General features: G+C 46.2%; 14 protein-coding genes. All 14 read right to left on the reverse strand.

Annotated elements, in window-relative coordinates:
• The 14 genes from KTG12_RS11030 to KTG12_RS11095 all read right to left on the reverse strand — a co-directional run bounded on the left by KTG12_RS11030 (position 1) and on the right by KTG12_RS11095 (position 13,828).
• Entirely contained in the window at positions 1 to 453 is a 453-nt protein-coding gene (locus KTG12_RS11030; RefSeq protein WP_075965523.1) for a hypothetical protein, read from the reverse strand.
• 15 nt (positions 454 to 468) lie between these two features.
• Positions 469 to 669 carry a hypothetical protein gene (locus tag KTG12_RS11035; RefSeq protein ID WP_147379060.1) on the reverse strand — a complete coding sequence of 67 codons (201 nt, stop codon included), beginning with the start codon at positions 667 to 669 and terminating at the stop codon, positions 469 to 471.
• Between the two features lie 47 nt (positions 670 to 716).
• Positions 717 to 1,481 carry a fimbrillin family protein gene (locus tag KTG12_RS11040; protein WP_081415400.1) on the reverse strand — a complete coding sequence of 255 codons (765 nt, stop codon included), beginning with the start codon at positions 1,479 to 1,481 and terminating at the stop codon, positions 717 to 719.
• A 26-nt stretch (positions 1,482 to 1,507) separates the two neighbouring features.
• Complete coding sequence (locus tag KTG12_RS11045; RefSeq protein ID WP_075965526.1) at positions 1,508 to 2,470, reverse strand: hypothetical protein; 963 nt, start codon at positions 2,468 to 2,470, stop codon at positions 1,508 to 1,510.
• A gap of 72 nt (positions 2,471 to 2,542) precedes the next feature.
• The gene (locus KTG12_RS11050; RefSeq protein ID WP_075965527.1) at positions 2,543 to 3,109 is read right to left on the reverse strand and encodes a hypothetical protein; all 567 of its coding nucleotides are present in this window, start codon (positions 3,107 to 3,109) and stop codon (positions 2,543 to 2,545) included.
• Between the two features lie 11 nt (positions 3,110 to 3,120).
• Positions 3,121 to 3,444 carry a LapA family protein gene (locus KTG12_RS11055; protein ID WP_075965528.1) on the reverse strand — a complete coding sequence of 108 codons (324 nt, stop codon included), beginning with the start codon at positions 3,442 to 3,444 and terminating at the stop codon, positions 3,121 to 3,123.
• A gap of 5 nt (positions 3,445 to 3,449) precedes the next feature.
• On the reverse strand, positions 3,450 to 4,187 hold the full coding sequence (locus KTG12_RS11060) for a hypothetical protein (protein ID WP_075965529.1): 738 nt from the start codon (positions 4,185 to 4,187) through the stop codon (positions 3,450 to 3,452).
• A gap of 4 nt (positions 4,188 to 4,191) precedes the next feature.
• Complete coding sequence (locus KTG12_RS11065; RefSeq protein WP_075965530.1) at positions 4,192 to 5,235, reverse strand: hypothetical protein; 1,044 nt, start codon at positions 5,233 to 5,235, stop codon at positions 4,192 to 4,194.
• Positions 5,236 to 5,263: 28 nt separating this feature from the next.
• Positions 5,264 to 7,540: a hypothetical protein gene (locus tag KTG12_RS11070; RefSeq protein WP_216945439.1), complete on the reverse strand. Its 2,277-nt coding sequence runs from the start codon at positions 7,538 to 7,540 to the stop codon at positions 5,264 to 5,266.
• A gap of 244 nt (positions 7,541 to 7,784) precedes the next feature.
• The gene (locus tag KTG12_RS11075; protein WP_216945440.1) at positions 7,785 to 10,847 is read right to left on the reverse strand and encodes a hypothetical protein; all 3,063 of its coding nucleotides are present in this window, start codon (positions 10,845 to 10,847) and stop codon (positions 7,785 to 7,787) included.
• Positions 10,844 to 11,182, reverse strand: coding sequence for a hypothetical protein (locus tag KTG12_RS11080; RefSeq protein ID WP_075965533.1), 339 nt, complete (start codon positions 11,180 to 11,182; stop codon positions 10,844 to 10,846). The genes KTG12_RS11075 and KTG12_RS11080 overlap by 4 nt, the downstream gene beginning before the upstream one ends.
• Positions 11,179 to 11,757, reverse strand: a complete 579-nt coding sequence (locus tag KTG12_RS11085; protein WP_075965534.1) for a hypothetical protein — start codon at positions 11,755 to 11,757, stop codon at positions 11,179 to 11,181. The genes KTG12_RS11080 and KTG12_RS11085 overlap by 4 nt, the downstream gene beginning before the upstream one ends.
• 31 nt (positions 11,758 to 11,788) lie before the next feature.
• Entirely contained in the window at positions 11,789 to 12,214 is a 426-nt protein-coding gene (locus KTG12_RS11090) for a hypothetical protein (RefSeq protein WP_075965535.1), read from the reverse strand.
• A gap of 21 nt (positions 12,215 to 12,235) precedes the next feature.
• Positions 12,236 to 13,828 (reverse strand): hypothetical protein, encoded by a 1,593-nt coding sequence (locus KTG12_RS11095; protein WP_075965536.1) that lies wholly within the window; start codon positions 13,826 to 13,828, stop codon positions 12,236 to 12,238.
• Positions 13,829 to 13,831 lie beyond the last annotated feature (3 nt).

Consider the following 13,831-nt stretch of genomic DNA (forward strand, 5'->3'; position numbering starts at 1 on the left):
TCATTTATCAATCGCTCGATAATAATGGAATTCCGTAGGACTGAAAATCACCATACCAGAATCCGTGAAGACGTATGTCTTCCCAAAACGTTCATACAAGTCGAAACCGCTTGTACGGGCAATCATCCCTTGAATGGACTGTACGGCGCGTGCAGTAGAAACTCCGTGAATTTCCACGGGCAAGGCTTCCGGTCCGTCTCCTTTATAGAACATCCGGACACTGACCGTGTCGTGCCCATGGATGACAGCACGGCCCATCCATTTCTTTTCGTAAGTCCTGCGTTCCATACCAATCCAATCCGGCAGGTCAAATTTCGGTTCCGGAACCAATGCCGGAACAATCCGATATGTGGTATAGCCTATGCCCATAACGAACAATGTCCCGATTGTCCCGACAAGAACATTCCGGACGATTCTGTTCTTATACCTGCTGTATGCCGAGCGGATCCCCATAGCAAGTTCATGACATTATAACCGATGTCTTACATCGGTCCAATAAGACCAATACTGGGAACGTACCTCCGGTGTCATGGCCATATAAGCATCGATCCGTTCCATGGGCTCCATGCGGAACATACTCTCAAAGTATTCCTTGTTTGCCGGGTCGATATTATCACAAGGAAATTCACCAAAGCGGTACTGCGCTTGCAGGATTCTTCGTAATGTCATTGTATCCATATTCTATCTATTTGCGGCTTATCGCCAGTTTGTAATACTTATTTCGCGGAGAGCGAGATATTGTATTTCTTTCCGCTTTCTGTCACCGTTCCCGGTTTCCAGACGAAGCTGCCCTTATCCGAGGACACCTTTACGTCAATCTTGTATCCGGGTATTGCCAGAAAACCTTCTGCAATCTCCGGGCTGTTCATGGTAAGATCAACGGATGTACTTCCGGAGGAAGCGATCACCTTACCGGTGAACACGTTATAGTCCGCTGAAGCAGGCAGACTGCGTACAGAGATGCGTGTGATATTGCCAAGTGAAGCGTCAAAGTTGAACTTCAGCAATGACATGGCATGGTTCAGTTCGATTTCGGCCATCGGATTGTTCCTGCTGATGACAGAAGGAACTGGAGTGTACAGGAAGTCCACACCGTTCTCCAGTTTGGCCATACCTGTCGAAACATTTGACTGATACGGATAATACCCGTATACGTTCGCCTCGGAGTTGGTTAATGCCGTATTATATCCGGCCTCCCAATACGAGTCCCCATTCAGGGTATAGGTAATATTCATGTTTGACGCATTTCCCCCGTATCCGTTTGTCGTACCCTTGTCAGTCACGAACACTCCGATTTTGGCGCCTGGCTCAAAGGAAGAGACAACAGCACGTGAAGGGCTCTCGCATGAAAAGTCCAGTTCAGGATAGACCTCTTCTGAAGTCTGTTCTATATTGTCCAGTTCAGTAGATTCGGTACATGCAACCAGCAAGAGCGGCAATGCCATCAGTTTACTCCAAGTGATTATTCTCTGTATTTTCATAAACGTAAATTATTATATTTCCATAATTAAAAATTCTCGATCGTTTCCCAATCCAACTCGGCGACGGGTATCACCATCTGGCTGGTTTTCTTGCTCTCCGGCTTTATCATGGAGTTGACAGATGTGACTTGAACCATGTATGCGAGGTCGTCATCAAACTCTTTTCCCAACCATGCGTTCTTGCACAGTCCCTTTCCTCCGCACCGCTTCACATTCCTGGACAGTTCGCCACGTTGTTTCCTTGAATACAGATGGACAGCATCGCCGGGAAGAACCATATGCCAGTTCCCTTTCTTGATACGCTCCGTCTCATAGGACAGCACATAGGCAAGTGCCGGGAAATCCTTTTTCTTCAGCTTGGTATTCTCAATACCTTTCAACAGCCTGTTCGTCGCCTGTTTCAGATCTTCCAGCGGTTGATCCGCTTCAAAGATTCCGAAGGGATTGATGACCGGAAGGCTCTCTCCCACCCGGACCGCATCAGCCGTACACCAAGGAAGTTTCGTGCCATTGTTGACCGACATGATTCTCACCCGTTCGGCATCGACAAAATAAACGATTCCTTCGACCTTCTTCGTCGCCAAAAAGGTCGGGCTGAATGTCCCGTCTGCATAGAAATAATCCAAGAGATTTATGGAATCGATCTTGCGCAGACCACACCACTTGAAGGTTACCATAGAGGAAGTGACCTTGTGGGAGTCCATCGTACAAACGCCCAGACGTTCTTTGCAGGTACTTCCCGGAACATCCTCCTGTGGGAATTGACCGGCCAGTCCACACAGCACCTTCAGATGCGAGTCGGACAGCTTTCCGTCCACCTTCACCCGGATCTCCGGGAATCCGGTGTTAGGATCCGCATCATCATCCACCTGGCACGTCATATCCTTAATCCGTTTGCCAAATGGCATTGCCTGAATCTTTGGAAGCAGCTCGGTTACCAGCCTGTTCAGCTCAGTTGCTTCATCAATAGTAAAGTTTCGGTGTCTCATACATTTAATCTTTTACAGCAAAATAAACCTTTTACAACCAAACTACCAAAAATCAATCTTTTAGTAGTGTAATTATTCACAAATTTTCATTTTTGTGAAAACATTCTCGACGGAATTGTCCAATAATTCCAGCATTCCCGGCTCATTTAGAATCGCTTCAACCGGAACAGGTTTCATGTCCCAAACCAATTGAAGGGGTTCACTGGAGGATTTCTGCATTTCCATTAAAGCTTCCGCGCTTCCTTGAGCTATTAAATCCCAACATACCGTCTTGTTGAATACCAGATTCTTGTTTAGTGTGTGCAAGATAGCCAGTGTCAAGTATCCGGACACAAAATACAGCTCGTTGTCCGAGAGGTCGTTTAGCCCCCGAAGGTAGGAAAAAGCCAATGTCGATGCCAAAGAGCGTAACTGGGCGTCCTTATAGATGTTTTCTTTGTCAGGCATCTGTTCGTCCGCTTTCTTCTCTTTAATCACCCACAGCTTCCATGCACCGAAAACCGTCATGCCCGATGTCACTACCGCGATGGCGTATGCAACGTGGTGTTGCGACAGTATCAAGGTTGATGTCAGTGAGAGGGCCGTAAGAAATACGCCCGCTCCCAGAAGCAACCGATAGTAAGACTCATTTTTATTCATAGTCGAACCGTTTAGCCATTATTATCCGTTTGTCCGTCGCCGTTGTTCCCGGCATCTTCCTGCCTGTTGCGGAATTTGCTGCGTCTTTTCTTCCGTCTGTAACGGTTGCCAGACGCAGCCGGTCTTTCGGAAGTTTTTCCAGCCTGCTGCTCTGCTGCAAAACTATTAAGCAATGCCTGGTTCTCAGCCCGTAGTTCTTCCAGCGTTTTATGCAACTTTTTCAGTTCCTTCTTCCGCATATAGCCGATGGCCGCAAATATGCCGGCGCATACCGGCGATACGATAAACAGCAGTGCTAAAAGCACATGAAAGGAATTCATCAATATCTGTCCCATAGCTATTACATCTTAAGTTTCGCTTGATGTTTTTGGACCTGCTGCTCAGTTTCCGTGTGCCTATGACTATATCCATTACTTTGAAGAATTGAATTAGCTTTTTGCATCAACTGTTTTTCGGCAGCCTTCAGCTTCGCTTCATTTCCTTCTAATTTGGCAGCCTGCAGTTTCTCGTATTCCCTGCCCATTCCTGTCATTTTCAAGAATGATTCCTTCTTTTCTTCATCATTCTTGAAATACTCGTCAAGGCCCTGTTCGCCTTTCATGCCTAATGAATGGGCGGCACCGAAGAACTCGACACTGGATTTGATGCCCTTATCCAATGCATGTACACCTGCAGCAGCTTTCAGCTTCGGATCCTGTTCGTTCTCGAACGCTTGTTTGGCTTCGCTGGCAATATCATCGAAGGTTCCTTTGCAATAGCGTTTCTCTTCCTCATTCAGTCCATAGCCCTTCAATACAGAATCCACCTTTTCGTCCAGTCCCTTAGTCTGGCCTTCGGCGGCAGTTTGTCCTTTACCAAACTCTGAACCGTCCCTTTTCATCTCTTCAGGAACGGGAGCAGCGGGATTGTGTCCTCCCCTGCATACCAGTGCCATGCCGCCTATCACAGCGTGTGCGGCTTTGTGGGTCTTATCATAACTCTTGTGGATGCCTTTACCCATTTGTTCGCCTACCCATTGGAAAGCTCTGTCACCACCGACCAGATCTTTCAGAAGTTCCAGTAATTTTTCTTCATTCATATCGTTAAAGTTTTAATCCGAATCCCATACTCATTTGATTGCCTATCCTTTCAGTGTGCACCAGTTCCTGTCCCAAGATTTGTCCATTTGTTCCTTGAGTTTTCTGAATGTATTCTTGTACGTCATGTTTCATATCATTCCAGATACGGTCAGCCCTTGTTGTATTCTCCAGTAGCAATGAAGACTTATATTCTTCATATTTGGTTATCAGCCCCAACCGTGCAAGCATGATGTTATCTCCGGAAGCGTACATGTCCACGCTTTTGCGCAACAGGTCATCAGCGGTAAACACTCCTTTCTTCACACCTTCCTCGATGCTCTGAAGGGAAAGTTTATCCGTTGCACGCATCTCAGCCTTTTCTAAGGTCGCCATCTGTAACTGATGCATCCGTTCCATTTCGGGCCCCGCTTCATGCAGCCGGTCAACAGCCATGTCCGGTACCCATACAGGGATAGCCTGGGACGATGTGAACCCATTGAAGAACGCCGTTTTTTCTTTTATCCCGCCGGTAATGTTTCCCAATTCCTGTTTCGTGGAATCCTTGTCCTGTATCCAGATAACCTCTTCTTTCTGTGTTAGTTGGACAGCCATATTGATTTCCCTGTCAATGAGGGCACTTACTTTCTGGTTCCGTTCGATGGGATCAGTGTACTTCCGGCATAACCGGTCAATCTGATACGCCATGTTTGCTGTCCGCTGTTTGAACAGCCTTGCCGCGTTTTTGTCCAGTCCCATTTCGTTCAGTGTTCGGTCCATTTTCAGGTTAATCTCATTGCGCCACCCCCTGAAATCCGATTCATTGGGTTGGTACATTCCTTTCCCGTCAATCTTGATTTTTTGTCTCAGCTCACGGTCCCGTCCTTGCGGAAGGATCTCCATCATGGCCCTTTCCGTTTCAGGAGAGACCAGCATCCGGCGTAGTATCTCAGCCGGGACACCTAGTCCTCCGGCACCCAGCCCTTGCACGGACAAGTTGTTTTGGGAACCGAAGAATGTTTCCAGTAAGGCGGCGACCGTGTCCACCATTTTTGCCAATACTTGTTGCATAGTTCTTTATGGTTTTAGTTTTATATTCCTATTTCTCTACGCTGTTGGCTGCTTCGTAACTGCCTTTTATCACAGCTGCCCGATTTGACAACTCCTTTCGTACTCTGTCTATTGAATTTTGCAGCATCTTCCGTTCGATAAGGCTGTGACAGTTCGGCAGGGCTTTCTTCATCCGGATAAACTTCGTCAACCGATCTTCAAAGCCATCGTTTATCAAGCTGCCGCCGCATAAGTTACGGAATGACTCTCGGCTGTCAAATAGTTTCTCCAGTTCTGAGAATTCATTCTCGTTTGCCATGCGATCCAGAATCTTCAGATAATCTTCCTTATTATCCTTATAATCATCCTCGCAAGGCCATATGCTACGGATATAGTTATATTCATTGCCATATCTTGAGTTGTAATCCACATAGACCGGATGTACTTCTTCGCATACACCTTCATTAGCCGACAAACTGGGAAGGAATTCTTTGTAATTTTCACACCCGAGTGACGGGGTGAAGTATTGTTCTGAAATAATGCCCCAACCGTGGAAGCTGAATCCGGCCTTGTAATATACTTCCGTAATGGTCGCAAACTTCTTCAGGAACCCCCTAAAATAATCCACACTCTCTTTATCTTTTCCAGCATTTGCTGTCCAATCTGATAGTCCGAACAATTTCAGCACTTCCAACTCTGCATCGTCAAACTCCACACCTTCACATCCAATGGAATCTGACAGTTTTCGGATAATGTCTATATCGTGCAAGTCTTTCTTTTCCGGCTTTTTCTCCAACATCTCAACCATCTCATACAAAAGGACTTCCATTTCTTTCAGATAGTAAAGTTTTACTTCGGCTAATACTCTATCCGGACGAAGATCGTCAGCTTCTCTACCGGCTTTTTCCAATCGCTGCTCTTCAGCAGATATTTCATCCAGCGCTTTTGCAGCCATGTTTATCTTTTCGACAATTAAATTCTTTTCTGTCAGGACATACAATTTAGAGATATTGTCCAATAATGGCATTCGTTCTTTAATAAAAATAGCATCAAAAATAGTATCTTTACAATTAGGCAGCGATTTATAGTGATCGATCAATATCCCCTCCAATTCCCAAACGAATTCAGGTTCTTTCCATAACAATTCTGATTGAATAATTAAGCCCGCCGCTTCATTCAAGCAGGATGATGACGCACCGTTAAATCCCTCTTTAATTCCATGAAGTATTTCACTTTTGCTATATTTACCCTCTTTTGGTGACAGATACTCTTTCAGTTCAGATAAAGTTTTTTCGTTTTCGGCTTTTGAGCATAAATCTTCAATCTTACCGCATATTTCCGACAATCTCCTTTCAAGAGCCACAAGAATATTCTCTTCTTTTGTCAAATCCATGATTTTCTTTTCTTTAGACGGAGAGAGTGAGATATACGCATGGGCTTCCCTTATACTTTTAATTTCGGTAGCAATTTCATTTAACCGTACATCTTTGATATACCACCAATTCACAAAGAGGAACACATTTTGGAAATCTGTAATATCATGCAATTGGATTTGGGATAAGTACTCAACCCTATCGGTCAAACTATCCTTGTTCCCCAGTTCAGGTTTGAAAGCCGGAGAATTTGCCAGCGCATTGACCAAAATTGAGGAAGGATAAGGGAATTTTTTAGCATACACAACCAGATATTCCACTATACCCTCTAATTCATCGCAATTCGGGTCGGTAATCCGGGACAACAAGTCCGGTATCCCCTGTTTGTTGACAACATGGTTGTAATACCTGCAATAGAAATGTATCGGAGCTCCTGATGGCCAAAAGGTGCCTTCTGAATCGGGGAATCCCATTGCATTCAGAAAATTGGTCGAGAATTTATCCCACTCTTTATTTTGCCAATACATCAAATATTCAACCGTATCCAGCCCATTGAAATACAAGTACACCAGCACACCTATTGGAACATCTATATACTTACTCCCCATAAAATCCGTGTGATATTTAAACTCAGGAAATACCATGGGACCGTTACCCTCAGTCGTAACGACGAACCTCGTTTCGCATCCGTATTTTTCAGAGCCATGCGCGTTCGTTACTAAATCTGCAGCCAAACGTGCAAAATCATGTATGAGTTGCGGGAACGCTTTCCAACCGGAGCAAGTTCTCATTTCGCTATACTCCCTGTCCGGTTCAATTATATAAGCGAAAAAGCATATCGAGTCCTGTCCGGCAGGTTGCTCCGCTGAAGAAGCGGTCATGCCACCGGCTATCATTGTTTCCATTTCTTCCTGGGAAGGTTTCTTTTTAAAAAAACTTGCAAACGTATTCATAGTGTCTATTTGTTTTGGTTACTGCAAATTTACGATTTATATTTCACACTTACAAATATAAGTCCCTGTTTATTAGGTTGGTTTCGTATCATATCCGGATTGTCTTGCTATGATCAAAATTTCACAAGACTGTCTTTTACTAAGGGTCGTCGGAATTTGGCACTGTCAAGTATTTCTCCATTTTCTGTCATCGACATGGCTCATCATTCTATTATCAATTCTTAAATTCAGTTCTTGCTTGTACTTAGAATGTGTCTTTAGCCGGCGACGTTATTTTTTGTATGATTGACTCAACAGTTTCCCAGATTAGCCTTCTCATTTCATTACTCTCACTTACCCAGCTTTTATTCCTATTATTAAGCATTCTATAAAAGTTTTCCCAAGAATTTCTTTCATCCGGACTTATGGAGGATTGAATATATGCTTCAACCGCATCCGGCGACATACATAACAACAGATAGCGTTCTGGCTTATCTGTCCAAAACTTCGTCCTTGTTTCTTCATCCAAAGCGGCATACAAATGAGACTTCTCCCATGTCCAGTCCGGATCGGTTGGATCCATGAAGTCCTGTCCGTCCCTATCCGGAACAAAGTATAAGGGGGAAGGAAGACTATTTTTGGTATCTTTTCCTGTATCATCCTTATTCTCTTTTGGGGAATCAACGGCTGCGTTATCTTCCTCTTCCATATTTATCGCTTGTGCCAACGCATCATCGGAAATCTCCGCTGTCTCCAGCATGGATTCGTCGATTTCCTTTTCCTCGCCGGCGGTGAATTCATCACCCAACCCGAAATCAATCTCACATCCGGAGTGGAAGGGGACAGTATCATCTTCCCTTTCCGGCTGCCGATCGGCATGAGGTGTCTCTTCCTCGTTACTTTTCGAAGGTGAGACAGGTCCTTCCTGTGTAGTATTCTTCTGTTCATTCTCCACCTTTTCAGCCGGTATCTCTTTCTTCTTGGCAGTCTTGGCTTCGTTGGCTGCAAGGAATTGTTTCCGCTGTTCATTTGCATGTCGTGAAATATCGTCCAGCTTTACTTTCAACATGAACATATCAGGGACCTCTTTCCCTGAAAACCAGTCCTGGGTATATCGGGCCAGTTCCTGGTACACGCCTATCTTCTCTGTGGCAAGCTGTATATCAATCTCCTTCAGCATTTCATCCTTGACAATCCAAGGGGGCAGTTTTTTCCTGTTTTCCTCGAAATAGGAACGGACAGTCTTGACCTTATCCAGTGCCTCTTTTGCGGTGTATTCATAGTCCATCCGTGCGACCCCTACAAAGAGCTGGCAGACGATGCAGTCCAGCCAAGTCAGTTTGTTGCCTTTCAGAATATCGTACCGTTCGGGGGAATTGAACTTCACCCCAACCGAGCTGTATTGGGCCAGTCCCATCTGGATAGCTAACTCCGAATACAGGAATGCTGAAGAGCCGGCAGTATTGAAGTGCTCGATTTCCTTCAGCACGTCCAGTATGAATTTCCGGGAATCACGCCAGAGGAACACCAGAGAAATCCATTTCTCCGCTGCCTCGTGTCTTTTCTGATCGTCGATGTCCAGGTTAAAGACTGTCTCCGTCCACAGGTGCAACTGGTCTACGGCAGCCATCAGCCGTTCGTTCTCACGCTCTTCCTTTATCTGTTGCAGCAGCGGTTCCAGCACCATGAGCGTGCTCCGGTTCTCCAATATCAGCCGTTGGATTTCCACCTCATATTCCGGTTCCATCCCCGACTTTCCGTCGCCATTGCCAATTTTTCCGCTGTAATACTTGATATCGTTGGACAATATCGTTGCATAAATGGAAATCAGGTTGACATCCACTGTGGAGAATTGATTATTGACATAACCATTATATGCCTCGATTCGTTTTTCCAAATATTTGAAGAACCGAGTGTTCATGATTGAGCCTATCATCGTACCGTTCGATATCAAGGAATCCGGCGTGATGAAAGGCTGCTCGAATACCCATTCCAATTGAGCCCGTGTGATTTCCGGACAATCCTTGTAACGGTCAATCTCCTTACGCAGAAGCGTGCCCCGTGAAAGGCGCTCCAGCGTATGCCGTATCTCTTTGCCGGTATCCGGCAATACGTCAGGCTCTTTCTCCGGAGCCGGTCCTGCAGCAGGTACGGAGGACGGTCTCCCTACCGTCTTGGCTAATGACATTTTCTCACGCAGCATATCACCAAAATTCGGTTTTGAAGAATGTCCATCTTCCTGATTCTCTGTTTCCGTTCGAACCGGCCCTACAGCAATCTTATCATCTGTCCCCATTTTCCCGACAACGGCATACTTACCCGACCCACCCGGAGTATCATCATCCACGTAACGTCCCTGAAGCATCAGCTTCTCTTTGAGGTCCGCTTTAAGTCCTTTTTCGTCGAGGTTCATTTTGAACCTTTCCTCTTCGGCGGTAAGTCCTCCATGCATGCTGTGATATTCCAGGATTTGTTTCTTGATTCTGCCCAGGTCGTATTCCTCCTTGAGGGAAGAAATGAATTTGAAATGCTTGTTCGCCTTGTTGTTCTCCAGTTCGTCACGCAGGAGTTCAAATGTCAGTATATGGATGGATCGCATGTCATCAACCGGCATATTGAACAGCATCTCGATGTCATTGATACTGGTGATTTCGTAGTAGTTGGATCCCTCGATGATTTCCTCCACGTCCTTGTACACCGTCACCCTCTTCTCCAGATCATCCTTTTCCTCGATTACCTTTAGCAGTCTGGCAAGCAGCTGGTCGCTCGGCAGATACCGCTTCATGATTTCGGCAATACCGGTCTTTGCCTTTTCGTCATATTCGTCGGCATCCATCAGTTCTTTTAGTCTGACCGCATCTCCTTTGAATGAATTGTCGAGTAGTCTTGAGTCCTGAATCCTGCACCAGTTCTTGAACGAGCTTTCGTCAATCGGTGTCTTTTCGTCCAACTTGTTCTCTTTCCGGAACGAGTATTCGCGTAACGAGACGGATTTCTCTGCTTTCTTGCCACGCAGGAAATTGACGAAAGCCTGGTACTTTTCGTCCATGATTGGAGTCTTGTCGATGTTGGCAAAACGCCAGCAGGACACCACCTCGTCGGGAATGAAGTTAAAGCTGTTCTTTATCTGATCATACCGTGTTTTCAAGTGGTATTCCAGCGCCCCCCTCTTCATGTCATCCTGCACCAGCCCTTTGGCGGCATAGCATACGATATTGGACGCACTTTCGACAGAGACGAAAAGCCTGCACTCCTTGCTTACACGGATATCCTGCATGTTAGCCTGTCCTTTCGAGGTACCAAACAGAGACTCAAGGAACTTTCTCATTTCAGTGATATTTTATAACAGTTTGAAGTCAGTTTATCTATAGTATTGATGCCGGGAGACACCACCAGAAGCCGGCACTGTTTTTCAGTGTCCTTTCGGAAAAGTACCATACCGTTCTCAAGTTCTATATGTGGGATCGGATCTTCCATAAGCCTGTCCTTCTTGTTGGAGAACATAGCCAGCCGGCAGACTATCTTGTCAGCTACATCAATGCTATAGTCCCCGTCATTCAGAATATTCTGCACATCTTCTTTTGTAACGTCGCAGTATTCCACCAAATCACTCACTCCCAGCTGAGAGTTTACCACACACTCCTTTATCAAATCCTTTATCATAATTTCAAACCGTGTTTTTCGTTATTAGTTAACTTTACCTGTTCACCGGTTCCCTTCCCGGCTGCCGGTGAAGTACCGAATATGCGCTGCATCTCTTCCTTGTATTTCTGAGGGTTAGATTTCTTCAGCTCATTCAGCTGAGTCAGTTGTTCGACGGTCATGCCGTTGGCCCCTTCCCGTCTTTCAGGGATTTGCCTGCTTGTGTCCATCTGGCGGGGAGTTCCATTTGTCTGCTCTTCTCTGTTCTGAGGGGGTATCTGTTGCCCGTTTTCAGTCCTTGTTGTGTCGCCCGGCAAACCCTGGCGTTGTTTCTCTGCCTGATGAATAGCCTCATTGGTTGCGCCCATGACTCTGTTCCGTACACTTTCCTCCGTTCTTTGTCTTGCGGCCTCGCGTATTTCACGTACTCCTTCACGTCTGCGTCCTGTTACAATTTTCCCGATGCCGTCCAGCACTCTTCTCCGTGCCCGGTTTTTGGAACTGTTCTCGTAACTTTCTATCCGGGTCCGTTCACGGTTATATGCCCGTTCCTCCCGAATGGAATCCTGGTCTTGCGTTGTCTGTTTTTTTGCCATAGTATATGTTTTGGTTTAGTGAGTAAACTAGTTATCTGTGTAAACCCTTTCCTTTGGAGTTCTCCTGAGCCTCGCGGTCTCTTTGGAAAGTCGCCGGCCGTTCGGCTTTCTGTGCCTCTTCTTTCTTTTTGAAGAGAACCTCTTCTTCGGGAGTACGTATGTTGGAGGATACGGCAGTAGAGATGCTGCCCACTACAGCTCCGATACCTGTATTCAGAGCCTTTGAGTCCAGTACCTCATAAGCCACCCGGTTACCGAAATTCTTGACCCGTTGTTTCATGTCGGGTTTTGGAGCATCCATGGATGTACCAAGACCGCCGTTTTCTCTCAGCTGTTTTATCTTAGCCTTTCTCCGTCGGGTCTCCTCATGCAACATCTTATATGCCACTTCCGTTGCAATCTCGATGCCTACCTTCTTAACGACAGGCGCTATTGCCGCTGCCAGCTGTATTGCCATAATATCTTATATTTTTAATTATTACAAATGCTTTTTTAACCCCTCGTTAATGTTCGCCGAAACATTGTTAGTGTTAGAAGCAAGTGCGTCGCGGGTCGCCTTCAGCCAGTCGCCGCCTTCCATCCGCACCTTAGCCTCGTTGCGTGCCACCTCATTCAGGTTATTGCGTGTCAGGAACTCATTCAGTCTCTTTTCATCGGCTCCGAAGTACACCTGTATGCCGTCTATTCCCTTCTCTCTCACTATATTCATAAGTTCGGCATTTGTCTTTTCTTTGGCCACCTGTTTCTCGGTTGTCCGGTCATCGATCTGCCGTCCGTTCACTATGGACTGCTGGCGTTCCCGGTTTTCTGCCACACGTTCCTTCATGTCGTAATCGTTCAGTATATTCATGCCTTGTTGCGTCATATCTGATCTGCTGGAGAAACTTCCGAAAAGATTTCCGAGAAGCGGGGAAACCGCAACACCCAAACCACCGACCAGCAATCCACTTATATTCGTTCCACCCAGTAACTTCGACATGAAGAATCCGGCCACTGCCAGTACTACACGTCCCAGAATCGATCCGAAGAATTCCTTTATTCCGTTGTGTGACTCTTGCGAGACACCAGACATGCCGTTATTCATCACATTCCCCATCATGGAGCCCAGCCCCGGCAACTGCTGTCCGGCTTCCGTTCCTTGACCGACAGGGTTTGCTATCGGGTTGAGACCGTATTCGGAACGTAGCTTGTTTGCCGCATCTGTCCGGATGGAATTTGCCTCTACCTGTTGTGCGGAAATATTTTCCTGATGAATCTGCTCGACGGCCATATCCAATCTCATTCGTTGCAGGTATTGGACACCCTGTTCATAGGTGGAGAATGTCGGTGACTGTGCCAGCAAGTCATTCAGGTTATAGTTTCTATCCTTGGTGGTGAGAGCGTCAGCCTGGGCAAACACTTCCTCTCCTACTCTGAGGGAATCTTGTTTTGACATACCCATGGAGAATGCCAGGTTCGCCGCTTCGCGCTGCAGGGCAAAATCCTTCGGGTCTATGACCATACGTTCCCAGGAAGTATGATTACCAAATACCAACCCCATATCAAATCGCTCGCATTCCATTTTGCCGGGTTTCTTGATATCCAATTGGGGCATCTCGGAAATAATCTTGTCAGCCAGTTCCCTGGCTTTCTCTTCCCGCTGGCTATGGGCTCCGAATTTGCTCTCCAGATACATCTTTCCCTCCATGGTGCTACGGAATGTCTTGGAGTTACGGAGCAGTTCGTCACGCTGCTGTTCGTTATATCTCGACATATCCAGTTGGTCCCTGTCTATGATGGTTCTCAGTTCCTGGGCAACCTTGTTTGTTTCGTCCTCAGTCAAGCCCATACCAAATATATGATTCTTCGTTTCATAAAGGAACTGGCTCACAGCCGGATTTGCCAAAGAAGCCTTGCTGATGCTCCCGCTTTTCATCGAATGCCACATTCTCTTGAAGAACCCCGGCTTTTCACGCATCACTTTCCCGTCAATGGAAATCTTTCCGTTCGCACCTATGTTCATCGCAGGCGTTTTCTCCGCACCCAGCCCATTGTTCCGGGCCTTATTTTCCTGATCTTTAGTTGTTGCCATATC

The organism is Parabacteroides sp. MSK.9.14 (assembly GCF_019041495.1).
Lineage (GTDB): Bacteria > Bacteroidota > Bacteroidia > Bacteroidales > Tannerellaceae > Parabacteroides > Parabacteroides merdae.

Bases quoted from the DNA above. Each gene is read 5' to 3' on its own strand.
- KTG12_RS11030 (WP_075965523.1), bottom strand. From the start codon at position 453: ATGGGGATCCGCTCGGCATACAGCAGGTATAAGAACAGAATCGTCCGG.
- KTG12_RS11035 (WP_147379060.1), bottom strand. From the start codon at position 669: ATGACATTACGAAGAATCCTGCAAGCGCAGTACCGCTTTGGTGAATTT.
- KTG12_RS11040 (WP_081415400.1), bottom strand. From the start codon at position 1,481: ATGAAAATACAGAGAATAATCACTTGGAGTAAACTGATGGCATTGCCG.
- KTG12_RS11045 (WP_075965526.1), bottom strand. From the start codon at position 2,470: ATGAGACACCGAAACTTTACTATTGATGAAGCAACTGAGCTGAACAGG.
- KTG12_RS11050 (WP_075965527.1), bottom strand. From the start codon at position 3,109: ATGAATAAAAATGAGTCTTACTATCGGTTGCTTCTGGGAGCGGGCGTA.
- KTG12_RS11055 (WP_075965528.1), bottom strand. From the start codon at position 3,444: ATGGGACAGATATTGATGAATTCCTTTCATGTGCTTTTAGCACTGCTG.
- KTG12_RS11060 (WP_075965529.1), bottom strand. From the start codon at position 4,187: ATGAATGAAGAAAAATTACTGGAACTTCTGAAAGATCTGGTCGGTGGT.
- KTG12_RS11065 (WP_075965530.1), bottom strand. From the start codon at position 5,235: ATGCAACAAGTATTGGCAAAAATGGTGGACACGGTCGCCGCCTTACTG.
- KTG12_RS11070 (WP_216945439.1), bottom strand. From the start codon at position 7,540: ATGAATACGTTTGCAAGTTTTTTTAAAAAGAAACCTTCCCAGGAAGAA.
- KTG12_RS11075 (WP_216945440.1), bottom strand. From the start codon at position 10,847: ATGAGAAAGTTCCTTGAGTCTCTGTTTGGTACCTCGAAAGGACAGGCT.
- KTG12_RS11080 (WP_075965533.1), bottom strand. From the start codon at position 11,182: ATGATAAAGGATTTGATAAAGGAGTGTGTGGTAAACTCTCAGCTGGGA.
- KTG12_RS11085 (WP_075965534.1), bottom strand. From the start codon at position 11,757: ATGGCAAAAAAACAGACAACGCAAGACCAGGATTCCATTCGGGAGGAA.
- KTG12_RS11090 (WP_075965535.1), bottom strand. From the start codon at position 12,214: ATGGCAATACAGCTGGCAGCGGCAATAGCGCCTGTCGTTAAGAAGGTA.
- KTG12_RS11095 (WP_075965536.1), bottom strand. From the start codon at position 13,828: ATGGCAACAACTAAAGATCAGGAAAATAAGGCCCGGAACAATGGGCTG.